Source organism: Pseudomonas sp. JL23 (assembly GCF_056933585.1).
Genome location: NZ_CM167795.1, coordinates 839,807 through 852,794, shown reverse-complemented (window position 1 = coordinate 852,794; position 12,988 = coordinate 839,807). Strand labels below are relative to the sequence as shown.

At 61.2% G+C, this 12,988-nt stretch carries 13 protein-coding genes; 5 read left to right on the top strand and 8 right to left on the bottom strand.

The annotated features are described in order from the left end of the window. Positions 1-219: 219 nt before the first annotated feature. The 3 genes from AC1Z24_RS04130 to AC1Z24_RS04120 all read right to left on the bottom strand — a co-directional run bounded on the left by AC1Z24_RS04130 (position 220) and on the right by AC1Z24_RS04120 (position 2,391). Entirely contained in the window at positions 220-828 is a 609-nt protein-coding gene (locus AC1Z24_RS04130; protein WP_483744644.1) for an HAD family hydrolase, read from the bottom strand. Continuing rightward, positions 825-1,694 (bottom strand): acyl-CoA thioesterase II, encoded by an 870-nt coding sequence (gene tesB / locus AC1Z24_RS04125; RefSeq protein WP_483744643.1) that lies wholly within the window; start codon positions 1,692-1,694, stop codon positions 825-827. Before tesB ends, AC1Z24_RS04130 begins: the two co-directional genes overlap by 4 nt. A gap of 127 nt (positions 1,695-1,821) precedes the next feature. Further along, entirely contained in the window at positions 1,822-2,391 is a 570-nt protein-coding gene (locus AC1Z24_RS04120) for a GNAT family N-acetyltransferase (RefSeq protein ID WP_483744642.1), read from the bottom strand. A gap of 125 nt (positions 2,392-2,516) precedes the next feature. Here AC1Z24_RS04120 and AC1Z24_RS04115 point away from each other — a divergent pair, with 125 nt between their 5' ends. Further along, a complete protein-coding gene (locus AC1Z24_RS04115) occupies positions 2,517-3,434 on the top strand; it encodes a histone deacetylase family protein (protein WP_483744641.1) in 918 nt (305 codons plus the stop codon). Between the two features lie 189 nt (positions 3,435-3,623). Further along, complete coding sequence (locus AC1Z24_RS04110; protein WP_483746520.1) at positions 3,624-4,862, top strand: TIGR03862 family flavoprotein; 1,239 nt, start codon at positions 3,624-3,626, stop codon at positions 4,860-4,862. A gap of 122 nt (positions 4,863-4,984) precedes the next feature. On the opposite strand, the gene rhlE1 is transcribed toward AC1Z24_RS04110, so the two are convergent. The 5 genes from rhlE1 to AC1Z24_RS04085 all read right to left on the bottom strand — a co-directional run bounded on the left by rhlE1 (position 4,985) and on the right by AC1Z24_RS04085 (position 9,522). Continuing rightward, a complete protein-coding gene (gene rhlE1 / locus AC1Z24_RS04105) occupies positions 4,985-6,319 on the bottom strand; it encodes an RNA helicase RhlE1 (RefSeq protein ID WP_259104748.1) in 1,335 nt (444 codons plus the stop codon). Between the two features lie 77 nt (positions 6,320-6,396). After that, positions 6,397-7,287: a drug/metabolite exporter YedA gene (gene yedA / locus AC1Z24_RS04100; RefSeq protein ID WP_483744640.1), complete on the bottom strand. Its 891-nt coding sequence runs from the start codon at positions 7,285-7,287 to the stop codon at positions 6,397-6,399. A 161-nt stretch (positions 7,288-7,448) separates the two neighbouring features. Then, positions 7,449-8,060, bottom strand: coding sequence for a 3'-5' exonuclease (locus tag AC1Z24_RS04095; protein ID WP_483746519.1), 612 nt, complete (start codon positions 8,058-8,060; stop codon positions 7,449-7,451). Positions 8,061-8,108: 48 nt separating this feature from the next. Then, a complete protein-coding gene (locus tag AC1Z24_RS04090) occupies positions 8,109-8,588 on the bottom strand; it encodes an NYN domain-containing protein (protein WP_483744639.1) in 480 nt (159 codons plus the stop codon). Between the two features lie 193 nt (positions 8,589-8,781). Further along, positions 8,782-9,522, bottom strand: coding sequence for a DUF2076 domain-containing protein (locus AC1Z24_RS04085; protein WP_483744638.1), 741 nt, complete (start codon positions 9,520-9,522; stop codon positions 8,782-8,784). Positions 9,523-9,738: 216 nt separating this feature from the next. On the opposite strand from AC1Z24_RS04085, the gene AC1Z24_RS04080 reads away from it, so the two are divergent. The 3 genes from AC1Z24_RS04080 (at position 9,739) to AC1Z24_RS04070 (ending at position 12,941) form a co-directional block, all read left to right on the top strand. Beyond that, positions 9,739-10,401 (top strand): YciC family protein, encoded by a 663-nt coding sequence (locus tag AC1Z24_RS04080; RefSeq protein ID WP_483744637.1) that lies wholly within the window; start codon positions 9,739-9,741, stop codon positions 10,399-10,401. Positions 10,402-10,468: 67 nt separating this feature from the next. Further along, on the top strand, positions 10,469-11,557 hold the full coding sequence (locus AC1Z24_RS04075) for an endonuclease/exonuclease/phosphatase family protein (protein WP_483744636.1): 1,089 nt from the start codon (positions 10,469-10,471) through the stop codon (positions 11,555-11,557). 118 nt (positions 11,558-11,675) lie between these two features. Then, the gene (locus tag AC1Z24_RS04070) at positions 11,676-12,941 is read left to right on the top strand and encodes a Fic family protein (protein ID WP_483744635.1); all 1,266 of its coding nucleotides are present in this window, start codon (positions 11,676-11,678) and stop codon (positions 12,939-12,941) included. Positions 12,942-12,988 lie beyond the last annotated feature (47 nt).

Genomic DNA, 12,988 nt, shown 5'->3' with positions numbered 1-12,988 from the left:
CCGAGAGCCTCATCCGAGTAGCCGCTCTCTGTCCTGGATCCATGACATTCCTTTCGCGACGGGGGTGCAATTCACAACTTGGTATTAGTCGGTTTTATAGCGGGATTTAAGGCGAGATAAAGGCGTTTTAAATCAATAGATTAAGGTATTTACTGTGGGACCGGCTTTAGCCGGGAAATGCGTCTTCCCGGCTAAAGCCGGTCCCACAGACTGTCGCCGTCAGTCACTGCCCAGCATCGTGCGCAACACCTGGCAATCCAGCGCATAACTGTCGGTCAACTCCGGCCAGGGATTTTCCGGCAGGTTGACGAGGATGGTGTACGCCCCGGCCGCGCGGCCACAGTCCAGGTCGTAGCGGTAGTCGCCGATCATGACCATGTTCGCAGGCTCGACCTGCCAGTTCGCCGCCAGATGCAGCAGGCCGCCAGGATCGGGCTTGGGCGGGGCTTCGTCGCGGCCCAGCACGTCGTCCACGGCAAAGCAGTCGGCCAGGCCAATCGCCTGCAGCGTCACATGGGCCAGTTCGCGAGCGTTGCGGGTCAGGATACCCAGGCGATAGCCACGCCCGGCCAGTTCCCGGACCAGCTCAACGGCCCCCGGCGCCGGCTGCGAGGCCAGGGCCAGTTCGCGTTCGTGATCAAGCAGCCAGGCATGTTTGGCGGCCGATTCCTCGGCAGGCAGCGCGGCCAGATGGCCGAGAATGTCGTCCTCCTGAGCAATACCCAGTACCCGCTTGATCGCCGGAAAATCATGGGCCGCCACCGTCAGGGTGCCGTCCATGTCGAACACCCAGTGGCGGATATCACTCAAGCGCCGGGACGCACTCATGCCCAGTCCTTGCGGTGACGGATCAGCCCTTCCTGACTCACCGACGCCACCAGTTGCCCGGCGCGGTTGTACACGCTGCCACGAGAGAACCCACGGGAGTTGCCCGCCCAAGGGCTGTCCATGGCGTAAAGCAACCAGTCATCGGCGCGCAGGTCACCGTGAAACCACAGGGAATGGTCGAGGCTGGCGATCTGCATGTCTTTCTGCCAGACCGACTTGCCGTGGGGCAGCAGGGAGGTGGTCAGCAGATTGAAGTCCGAGGCATAGGCCAGCAGGTATTTGTGCAGGGCCGGGATATCGGCGAGGCTGCCGTCGGCGCGGAACCACACATATTTGACCGGTTCGCCGGGCTGCGGGTTGTACGGGTCGGTAACCGTGATCGGGCGGAACTCGATGGGCTTGGGGCACAGCAGCTTGTCGCGCAGGCGCTCGGGAATCTGCTCGGCGCGCAGGCGGAACAGTTCCTGCTCCGATGGCAGGTTTTCCGGGCCGACTACTTGCGGCATTTGCGTCTGATGCTCCATGCCGCCCTCGTCGTACTGGAACGACGCGCTGCAGGTGAAGATCGGCTGGCCTTTCTGGATCGCACTGACCCGACGCGTGCTGAAACTGCCGCCATCGCGTACCCGGTCAACCTGATAAACCACCGGCAACTGGGCATCACCCGGGCGCAGGAAGTAACCGTGCAACGAATGCACATGGCGTTCGTCTTCTACGGTCTGGCTGGCCGCCGACAGCGACTGGCCCAGCACCTGGCCGCCAAACAGCTGGCGAAAGCCCAGGTCCTGGCTGCGACCGCGGAACAGGTTTTCTTCGATCGACTCCAGCGCCAACAGGTCAACCAGATCATCCAACACTTGGCTCATGGCCCATCCTCGCTCAGCCGCACACGCACAGGCGGCAATCGACATTCAGCGCAGGGCCGCCTCTGACGGGGCATGTGCCTGCGCAACTCAGGGCGAAATCATACAGAATTTAGCGCCGCGATCCCGATCAAGCTTGCAGGGTGTTCAGCCATTGTTCGCGAGTAATCCGATACAACACGTGAGGCCGCAAGGGGTGCCCCTCAGGAACATTCGGGTGCTGGAAATCGTTTTCGACATCAAGCTGCATGCCGATGGCCTGCATGACTTTCTGCGACGGTTCGTTGCTTTGCGCGGTAAAGGAGACGATTTCGTCCAGCCCCAAGCGCTCGAAACCGGCACCCAGCGCAGTCCAGGCCGCTTCACTGGCATAGCCGTAGCCCCAGTGCTCCCGAGCCAGGCGCCAGCCGATTTCCACGGCCGGGGCGAAAGGTGCCTCGAAGCCCACTACGCCGAGCCCGGTAAAGCCGATAAAGGCACCGGAGTCCTTGCGCTCCAGTGCCCACAGGCCAAAGCCCAGTTCAGCGAAATGCCCGCGTATGCGCCCGATCAGGGCGGCGCTTTCCAGGCGGGTCATAGGCTCCGGAAAGTAACGCATGACCTGGGGGTCAGCACACATCTTGGCGAATGCCGGTAAATCATCATCCCGCCACTGGCGCATCAGCAATCGCGCACTGTCGAGTCTGAGTATCGGCTCCATCGGTTTTCTCCCATAACCGGCCAGTGAGTGTGTGGCGGCAAGTGTAGCGCGGTGATTTGCGCAAAGGCTGTGCGTTGTCTGCCAATACTGGCAAGATCAGCCTTCGTCCCTGTCCTGCACGCCAAATGTCCCTGCCACTGATCTACCACGACGACTACAGTCCCGCGTTCCCGCCTGACCATCGTTTCCCGATGGACAAGTTCCGTTTACTGCGCGACCACTTGATCGACAGCGGCCTGACCACGGATGTTCAATTGCTTCGTCCAGAGGTTTGCCCGGACGACATTCTCGCCCTGGCCCATGACCCCGGTTATATCCGCCGCTACATGGACGGCGACCTGTCCCGCGAGGACCAGCGTCGCCTCGGCCTGCCCTGGAGCGAAGATCTGGCGCGACGTACGGTACGCGCCGTGGGCGGCTCGCTGCTGACCGCCGAGCAAGCCCTGCAACATGGCCTGGCCTGCCATCTGGCGGGCGGCACCCACCATGCGCACTACGACTACCCGGCGGGCTTCTGCATCTTCAACGACCTGGCCATTATCAGCCACTATCTGCTGCAAAGCGGCCGGGTCGGCAAGATACTGATCTTCGATTGTGACGTGCATCAGGGCGATGGCACGGCGCGGATCCTCGCCGACACCGAAGACGCCATCACCGTGTCCCTGCATTGCGAAAAGAACTTTCCGGCGCGCAAGGCCACAAGCGACTGGGACATTCCGCTGCCCATGGGCATGGCCGACGCCGACTATCTGCAGGTGGTCGACGAAACCCTCAATTACCTGCTGCCGCTCTATCAGCCGGACCTGGTGCTGTATGACGCCGGGGTCGATGTGCATCAGGACGATGCCCTGGGCTACCTGCGCCTGACCGATGCTGGAGTCGCCGCCCGCGACGAGGCGGTGATGCGTCATTGCCTGGGCCGGGATATTCCGGTCATGGGCGTGATTGGCGGCGGCTACAGCAAAGACCGCGAAGCACTGGCGCGGCGGCACGGAATACTGCATCACAGCGCGCAGCGGGTTTGGCTGTCGGAGGGGTTGTAGTGCATTCCCTGTTTGCATTTGATCGGTGGGACCGGCTTTAGCCGGGAAGACTATCTGACCGACAATAGAAATGCCTCGGTCATACCTGCCCTTTCCCGGCTAAAGCCGGTCCCACATGAGAGCAAGAACTACGACAGAATGACTCATCAGGTAGAATGCCCCACCCCCACTGCCCTCGATCATCCCGCCATGTCCCAGCCCGCACAAACGCCCCGACCCTCCATCGCCATTATCGGCGGCGGCCCTGCCGGGTTGATGGCGGCCGAGGTTTTGAGTCAGGCAGGCCTGCAGGTGGATGTCTACGATGGCATGCCCTCGGTGGGCCGCAAATTCCTGCTGGCCGGGGTCGGCGGCATGAATATCACCCATTCCGAGCCCTACCCGGCCTTTCTCTCGCGCTACGCCGAGCGCGCCCCCCAAGTGGCCCCGTGGCTGCGCAGCTTTGGCGCCGAGGCGTTGTGCCAGTGGATTCATGAGCTGGGCATCCAGACCTTTGTCGGCAGCTCCGGACGCGTCTTCCCCACCGATATGAAGGCCGCGCCGCTGCTGCGCGCCTGGCTCAAACGCCTGCGCGAAGCCGGAGTAAACATTCATACACGGCATCGCTGGCTGGGCTGGAATGACGATGGCAGCCTGCGTATCGCTCATCCCGATGGCGAACTGGCAATCAAGCCTGACGCCACCCTGCTGGCCCTGGGTGGCGCCAGTTGGGCACGTCTGGGTTCCGATGGCGCCTGGCTGCCGTGGCTGGCAGAGCACGATATCGATATCGCACCGTTGCAGCCGAGCAATTGCGGGTTCGAAGTGACAGGCTGGAGCGAACTGCTGCGCAGCAAGTTTGCCGGGGCACCGCTGAAAAACGTCGCCATCGGTCTGCAAGGCCAGACGCTGCGACTGGGCGAATGCGTCATCACTGAAAGCGGCATTGAGGGCAGCCTGATCTATGCGCTGTCGGCGCCGATTCGCGAACAGATAAACCTGGAAGGCTCGTCAACCATCAGCATCGACCTGCTGCCGAACAAGCCCCTGGCCGCCGTCGAGAAAGCCCTGAACAAACCCCGTGGCTCGCGCTCCATGGCCAAGCACCTGCACAGCCAGTTAGGCATCGACGGGATCAAGGCCGCGCTGCTACGCGAGCTGGCCGACGCCGCCACCTTCAGCGACCCGGCGCGCCTGGCCCAAGCGATCAAGGCCCTGCCCCTGACCCTGATCAGAACTCGCCCGCTGGACGAGGCCATCAGCACCGCCGGAGGCGTCAGCTTCGCCGCACTGGACGAGCGTCTGATGCTGAAAAATCTGCCGGGCGTGTTCTGCGCCGGAGAAATGCTCGACTGGGAAGCACCGACCGGCGGTTATCTGCTGACCGGGTGTTTTGCCAGTGGGCGAATCGCGGGGTTGGGAGTAGCAGAGTGGTTGCGCGGGCGCTGAATGACGTAGGACCGGCTTTAGCCGGGAGGACAATCTGACCGACAATAGAAATGTATCGGTCATACCTGCCCTTTCCCGGCTAAAGCCGGTCCCACCTGTTGCGCGTCAATCTCTGCTTTTAATTACGGCTTACGCTTACGCGGCCCGGTATTGAACACCGGCACTTTGCGTACTGGCTTGGCCACCGGGGCCTGAGGTTCGACTTCGCCGCTGTCGACCCATTTGCCGAGGTTGCGTTTGCCGCCACCGCCGGTCTTGGGCTTTTTCGGTTTCTTCGGCTTTTTCAGAATCTGCCCGCTGGCGTCGGTCTCGGGGACGCGATGCTCGGGTTCGAAGCCCTGCTCGTCTTCACGGCGCAAGGTCTGACGGGTCAGCACTTCAATGGCAGCCAGTAGCTCCACTTCATCGGCACAGACCAGGGAAATCGCTTCCCCGGTCAAACCGGCACGACCGGTACGGCCAATGCGGTGCACGTAGTCTTCGGCGACGATGGGCAAGTCGAAGTTGACCACGGTCGGCAGGTCATCGATATCCAGGCCGCGGGCGGCGACGTCGGTGGCGACCAGAATCTGCACTTCACGCAGTTTGAAGCGATCCAGGGCGCGCTGGCGGGTAGCCTGGGGCTTGTCACCGTGGATGCCGTCGGCGTTGATGCCCAGGCCCTGCAGGCGTTCGACCAGTTGATCGACGCCGTTACGAGTCTTGGCGAACACCAGTACCTGGCTCCAGCGCAGGCGCTTGAGCAAGTGGATGAACAACTCGGGCTTGCGCTTCTTGTCGACCGTCACCACCCACTGCTTGACCGACGCCGCCGCCACGTTGCGCGGGCTGACCTCGATGCTCAAGGGGTTATCGAGCATCAGGGTCGCCAACTGGCGAATGGCGTCGGAGAAGGTCGCCGAGAACAGCAGGGTCTGACGCTTCTTCGGCAGCGCGGCATAGACACTGCGCAGCTCTTCGGAGAAGCCCAGGTCGAGCATGCGGTCGGCTTCGTCGAGGATCAGGGTCTCGACCTGATTGAACTTGACCGCGTTCTGCCGATGCAGGTCCAGCAGACGGCCCGGCGTCGCGACCAGCACATCGACACCTCGGCGCAGTTTCATCATCTGCGGATTGATGCTGACCCCGCCATACACGGCGTAAGTGCTCAGGGGCAGGTGTTCGGCGTACTGACGGATGGCTTCGTGGACTTGTTCGGCTAACTCGCGGGTCGGCACCAGGATCAGCGAACGCACCGAGTTGGCGGCCACTTTCGGGCCTTCCATGGTCAGGCGTTGCAGCAGCGGCAGCGCGAAACCGGCGGTCTTGCCGGTGCCGGTCTGGGCCGCAGCCATCAGGTCACGCCCGGCCAGGACCGGTGGAATGGCCTGGGCCTGTACAGGAGTCGGAGTCTGGTAGCCGAGCGCATCAAGGGCGCGCAGCAGGGGGTCGATCAGGCCGAGGGAGGCGAAAGTCATGGTAATACCGTCAGGAAAATTCAGCGCATTGAAGCAATGGGCGCCATATTACCTTGTCTAGCCTGCGCCCGCCCGACTCAGACGGTCTTGGGTTTGCGCCACTGAGGCAGGCCGATCAGCACCACGGCACTGATAATCACCGTCATCGCAACACTTTCCGCCATGCCGATATGTTCGTCGGCGAAGACAATGCCCAAGAGCACCGCCACCACCGGATTGACGTAGGCATAGCTGGTGGCCGCCGCCGGACGTACGTTTTTCAGCAGGTACATGTAGGCGCTGAACGCGACAATGGAGCCGAACACCACCAGATAGGCCAGCGCCGCCCAACCGGCGACGCCCGGCGCTTGCTCCATGTGCTCGCCCATCAGCGCACTGCCCGCCAGCATCACCACGCCGGCGACGATCATTTCCGCCGCACTGGCCATCGGCCCTGCGGGCAGCGGCAGGTAGCGGCTCCACACCGAACCGAAGGCCCAGGTCGCCGCCGCGAAGATGACCAGCGCCGCGCCATAGGGGCTGGCCTGCAGGTTGGAGCCGAGGTTGAGCAGGATCATGCCGACCAGACCCAGCAGAATCCCCGCCCATTCCAGGCCGGTATTGCGATGGCCCCAGAACAGCCCGCAAATCAACGTGAACAGCGGCACCACCGCCACCGACAGCGCGGCAACCCCCGAAGCGACCCCGGCATGCTCGGCCAGGCTGACGCCGCCATTGCCGCAGACCAGCAGCAGAAAGCCGATCATCCCCGCCGCACGCCATTGCTGCCAGGTCGGCGACGGCACGCCACGAAAGCGCAGCACGGCATACATCAGGGTCCCGGCGATGGTGAAACGCGACCCGGCCAGCAATAGCGGCGGCCAGGTCTGGATACCGATGCGGATGACCAGATAGGTCGATCCCCAGATTACGTACAAGGCAAAAAAGGCACCGATAAGCAGCAAGGGAAAGCGGCGGGCAGAAGGCATGGAAGGCTCGGATCGACAGTTATTTTTATAGGGAAAATGGACAACAACTCATGTGGGACCGGCTTTAGCCGGGAAGAGGCCGGTACAGTCAACACGTCGCCTGCGCCTGGGCCATCGTATTCCCGGCTAAAGCCGGTCCCACAAGATTAGATTCGCATTATTCAGGCACCACGATGACGCTTGAGCGTCTCGCGAATCTTCGCCGCCGGGACCTTCTGCAGCGAACACAGCAACGGATGGGACACTTCGCTCAGACCATGGGTCTTGCGCAATTGCAGGGCCAGGTGGCCGATCAGGTTGGCGGCCATTTCCGCATCGGCCATGGCCCGGTGCGCCTTGCCGGTATCGGGCAGGCCGGCAAACCGGGTCAGGGTGCCGAGCTTGTGGTTGGGGGCTTCCGGCATCAGGCGGCGGGCCAGCAGCATGGAACAGGCAAAGGCCTGCACGCGCTGGCGCTGGATGCGGGCCAGTTCGTCGTCCCAGAACTTCTGGTCGAAGGAAGCGTTATGCGCCACCAGGGGCGTCGCGCCGACGAACTCGGCGACTTCCTGCATGACCTGGGCGGCGGGCGGTGCGCTGCGCAGCATGGCGTTGCTGATGCCGGTCAGGCTTTCGATAAAGCCGGGGATGCGCACACCGGCATTCATCAGGCTCTGGTAACGCTCGACGATGCGCCCCTGTTCCATGATTACCACGGCGATTTCCGTCGCCCGGCAGCCCATGTTCGGGGACATGCCCGTGGTTTCAAAGTCGATGACCGCAATACGTTCCAACACGGGGTAAAACCTTCCTGGCAGGCAAATACAAGACAGACGCGAACGTCAGTTTTTCAGCAGCAACGCACCTTCGATGGGCACATAACGACTGGCGGCGCGGATCAGCGAGTTGGCGGTAAGGCCCGGCACGCCATAAGCCACGGCTTCGACGCCATGCTTGGCGATGATGCGCTCGAGCAACATATCGAAATCGCCATCACCGGAGGCCAGCACCACTTCATCGACCTGAGGCGCGACGTCCATGATATCGATGGTGATGCCCACATCCCAATCGCCCTTGGCCGAGCCGTCGCTGCGCTGGATGTACGGCTTGAGCTTGACGGTAAACCCCAAGTTGCGAAGGATTTGCTGGAATTGCTGCTGTTTACTGTCGCCACGGTCGATAGCGTAGGCATAGGCTTCGACTATCTGCCCGCGCTGGCTGATATCAGCCCACAGCGCCGCATAGTTGAAGTGACAGCCATGGGCCTGGCGCACGGTGTAATACAGGTTTTGTACATCGGCAAATACCGCAATCTTCTTCACCGCACATCCTCATGAAGCAGGATCCCGGAGCGGAATCGACGCCCAGTATGCCAGTTTGAGGATGATCAAGGAGATCAAAGAGCACATCGTACCTGTGGGAGCGAGGCTTGCCCGCGAATTGAGCGACGCGGTATGCCAGACACACTGCATCGAGACATTCGCGGGCAAGCCTCGCTCCAACGAGCACCAACCGTCAGACAAACGAATCGTCGTCATCCATAAAGCCGCCGCCGTCGTTACTGTCGTAGCCGCTGTCGGCAAAACCGCCGCCATTGCCACCGCCCCACGAGTCGTTGTTGCTGACCCGCTGGCTTTCGTCGCCCCAACCGCCGCCACCGTTGCCAAAGCCCGCGTCGCTGGCCTGACTCGGTTGTTGCTCGATGATTTCAACAATCTCCTGAGGCTGACTGTTGTGGTGGAACAGGCTACTGATACCTTCGGCCAGCATCACACCACCGGCCACGCCCGCTGCGGTTTTCAGCGCGCCGCCGAGGAAGCCGCTGCCAAAGGGTGCAGCCGGGGCCGCCGCCTGCTGTTGCGGTGCAGGTGCGGCGTAATTGGCTTGAGGCGCAGGGTTCGCCGGGCCATCGCGCCAGCCCCCGGAGGACGGTTGAGGCGCAGGGGCTTGCGGCTGCGACGAACCGCCACCAAAGATGCTCGACAGGAAACCACCGCTCTGGGCCGGGGCCGGCTGAGCCTGGGCACGGGCCTGCTGCAACTGCGCCTGCAAATCACGGATCTGCTGATTGAGCTTATTGACTGCCACTTCCTGCACCAGGATCGCCTGGGTCATGTAATACGGGGCAGCGGGCTGTTGGCTGAGATGCTCCTTGATCCGCGCTTCCGCTTGGGCGTCCCGGGGGGCTGAAGCGGCTTCGGCACTTTTCAGTTTCGAGAAAAGACCATCGATCAGGGTTTGCTCTTCGCTATTCATGGCGACCTCGTTAGATTGCCGTTGGAAATCGTCGCAGGGCCAAAATGGCCCTGTGTCACCGGGGTAATGGGGCCGTGGCATAGGCTTTCAATAGGTTAAATAAAAAGTTAAGAAGGCCCATGCCACGCGCAGCCTCAAGGACCGTTGTCCTTGGTTCGGCACAGGCCATGGGCTAAAGTGTCCAGCCGCTTTTTTATAGCCTTTGACCGGAAGCCCATGAACCCGCTGAACGTTATTCGTGATGCCCTGTATTTTTCCCGGCGCAACCTGGCCAGCATCATCGTGCTTTGCCTGCCACTGGTCGCCCTCGAAGCCCTGACCAAGGAAGTGCTCGACAGCACCGTATCGGACAACGCCGCCAGCGTTTATGAAGTGATCATCGGCCTGCTGTTCTACCCGCTCTATACCGGTGCACTGATCCTGTTTCTCGACGCCCGCAGCCACGGCGACACGCCGCGCAAACGCGATCTGCTGGCCCTGGCCCTGCGCCTATGGCCGACCTTCGCCCTGCTGTCGGCCATGAGCACCTTGCTGATCATGGCCGGGCTGTCGCTGTTCATCCTTCCGGGCGTGTGGATCATGATCAAACTGGCTTTTGCCGAGTACCTGCTGGTACTGCGCGGCCTGACGCCACTGGCGGCCATGCGCCAGAGCGCTGTGCTGACTCGAGGCCATTTCGTGCAGATCCTGGTCTGCCTGCTGTGCGTCTACCTGCCCCTGGTACTGCTGGGCCGCTTCAGCCTGATGATCCTGCCAGACCCGCAGAATGCCGTGGTCACCCTGCTCATCGACAGCACCAGCAGCTTCCTGCAACTGTTCACCAGTGTGGTGATGTTCCGCCTGTTCATGCTGATCACCGAGCCACCGGCCAACCCCTGAGGGCTGTCATCGCGGCCCGACTGGGCTATGCTCGGGCCACTAATAGTCCGCGAACAGCCTTGAGCCGATGCCCCGACTACCCCGTTACGTCCTGCTTGTGCTGCTATTACTCGGCCTGTCCGGGGCTGCGATCTACAGCCTGACCTGGCATCCGGCCAATCGCGAAAAACTGCCCGTCAGTTGCAGTGCCCAGACGCAGGCGCCACCTCTGATGCCGGGGCAGGCGTTGAAAGTCATGACCTGGAACATCCAGTACCTGGGCGGCAAGCGCTACGTGTTCTGGTACGACCTGGCCGACGGCCGCGGTACCGATGAGCTCCCTACCCCGGAAGACACCGCCTACAACCTCGACGAAGTGGCCCGGGTCGTTCGCGACGAGCAGCCGGATATCGTCCTCCTGCAGGAGGTCAACGACGGTGCCAAGAGCACCGACTACCAGAACCAGCTGGCCCTGTTGCAGGAGCGGGTCGTCGATCTCTACCCATGCAGCACCGAAGCTTTCTACTGGAAGGCCGATTTCGTACCGAACCGCCACATCATGGGCAGCGTCGGCATGAAACTGGCAACCCTGAGCCGCTACCGCATCGACCACGCCGAACGCCTGCAACTGCCGATCCTCGCCACCGACCCCATCAGCCGCCAGTTCCACCCCAAGCGCGCCCTGCTTGTGAGCTACCTGGCCTTGGGCGACGGTCGAGAACTGGCAGTCATCAATACTCACCTGAACACCTTCACTCTCGACGACGACACGCCGCGGCAACAAATCCAGATGACCGTCGGCCTGCTCGACAAACTGGAAAGCAACGGCACGCCCTGGCTGATCGGCGGCGACTTCAACCAGTTGCCCCTGGGCCAATACCAGCGTTTGCCCCCGGAACAACGCAGCCGCTATTCGTCCGACAGCGACCTGCACCTGCTCTGGGACAAATACCCGATGATTCCCAGCAACGACGAAGCCAGCGGCATCGACCGCGAACAGTGGCTGACCCACTTCCCCAACGACCCACGTGTCAACGGCCCGGATCGAACCCTGGATTACCTGTTCTACAGCCCGCTGCTCAAGCGTATTGATGCCAGGGTGAGGCGTGAGGACACCCTATTGATATCCAATCATTTACCGTTGGTGGGTCGGTTTTTGTTGCCGGTGCGGCCTTGATTATTTGGGTGGCCAAGTAAGAGTGGGAAATGCGCAAAAATATGCGCAGGAAAAAATCAAAAAAAATGGCGGAACGTAATAAGTATGCAGTCTACAGGCTAAAAAAAAGTGAAATAAAATGCGCACAAAATTGCGCAATCTATCTATGCTTAAGCGCAGCCACTCACCGTTTTTTCTAGGCCTGCGCCTCATCATGACGCTGATCACTTCCAAATCCTGGCTAGACCCCATTCTGCCGGATCGCCTGCCAGACTCGATCATTGAGAAAGCCGACGCCCTGCCCGCCAAGGCTGCTTTTCTTGCAGGCCGCGTTGCGCCTGAAACCGCTTACCGCCTGGCGGAACTCCTTCGCGTAACCAATACCTACTATTCGAACCTGATCGAGGGCCAGTACGCGGAGCCTGCGGCCATGCAACTGGCCCAAACCGCACCGAAGCGAGAGCGCAAGCTTCTGAAAGACCTCGCTGTAAAGCACATGGAAGTGCAGATGCTGTTCGAACGCGCGCTGAACTGGCATCCGATAGAGTTCAAGGACACCTTTTCACCGCAGCTGATCTGCGCTGTACACCGCCGCCTGTTCAGCGAAACAGACGAAGGCAATCACAGATTGGCAGACGGTCGCTTTTTAGCCCCTGGAGTCCTTCGAAGCGGCCCTGATGACGAGGTAGTGGTAGAACACCATGTAGCACCAGCAGCCAGCGCCGTTTTATCCATACTGAGTCATTTGCAAAATGGCTTCGGCATGAACCGTGATCCGCGACGACGTTTGATTGCCGCGCTCGCCTATCACCATCGACTGGCCTGGACACATCCCTTCCTCGATGGAAATGGGCGTGTTGCCAGGATGATCACTCACTTGCAGCTCACGCAATTGGGCTTGCAACCCTATCTTTGGTCGCTTTCCCGTGGCCTTGCCCGTCGACATGAGGATTACTACAGCGTGCTGGCCAGAGCTGACCGCCCACGTGAGGGGGATCTCGACGGGCGCGGGCAGATGTCTCAGAAACATTATTTTGGCTTCATCGAGTTCATGCTGGACGTCTGCCATGATCAGATCGACTACATGACTGCCGCGTTGAATAGAGACAAGCTGCGGGAACGAGTGATTCGAGCGTTTCGTACCAACGAAAAATTACTGGCGTGCGGCATCAGAGAAGAAAGCGGGCCAGCAGTCGTGGCACTGCTCACACAAGGCACGCTACCCCGAAATGAGTTCAAGACCTTCACAGGCCTCTCGCCACGGCTGGCAACCGCCGAACTGTCCCGATTAATAGAGGCCGGTATCGTCGTCAGCGCCACACCAAAATCGCGCACACTCCAACCCGGTCTACCTATCTGGTTTGCCCAGGATATTTTTCCGGACCTGCATCGGCGCTTTCAATAATTCAAACACGGGTTTGCTAGAGCGGGACCAACTTTGATTAGTCAGGT

Coding starts and splice junctions, on each gene's coding strand:
- AC1Z24_RS04130 (WP_483744644.1), bottom strand. CDS start 828: ATGAGTGCGTCCCGGCGCTTGAGTGATATCCGCCACTGGGTGTTCGAC.
- tesB (WP_483744643.1), bottom strand. CDS start 1,694: ATGAGCCAAGTGTTGGATGATCTGGTTGACCTGTTGGCGCTGGAGTCG.
- AC1Z24_RS04120 (WP_483744642.1), bottom strand. CDS start 2,391: ATGGAGCCGATACTCAGACTCGACAGTGCGCGATTGCTGATGCGCCAG.
- AC1Z24_RS04115 (WP_483744641.1), top strand. CDS start 2,517: ATGTCCCTGCCACTGATCTACCACGACGACTACAGTCCCGCGTTCCCG.
- AC1Z24_RS04110 (WP_483746520.1), top strand. CDS start 3,624: ATGTCCCAGCCCGCACAAACGCCCCGACCCTCCATCGCCATTATCGGC.
- rhlE1 (WP_259104748.1), bottom strand. CDS start 6,319: ATGACTTTCGCCTCCCTCGGCCTGATCGACCCCCTGCTGCGCGCCCTT.
- yedA (WP_483744640.1), bottom strand. CDS start 7,287: ATGCCTTCTGCCCGCCGCTTTCCCTTGCTGCTTATCGGTGCCTTTTTT.
- AC1Z24_RS04085 (WP_483744638.1), bottom strand. CDS start 9,522: ATGAATAGCGAAGAGCAAACCCTGATCGATGGTCTTTTCTCGAAACTG.
- AC1Z24_RS04080 (WP_483744637.1), top strand. CDS start 9,739: ATGAACCCGCTGAACGTTATTCGTGATGCCCTGTATTTTTCCCGGCGC.
- AC1Z24_RS04075 (WP_483744636.1), top strand. CDS start 10,469: ATGCCCCGACTACCCCGTTACGTCCTGCTTGTGCTGCTATTACTCGGC.
- AC1Z24_RS04070 (WP_483744635.1), top strand. CDS start 11,676: ATGCGCACAAAATTGCGCAATCTATCTATGCTTAAGCGCAGCCACTCA.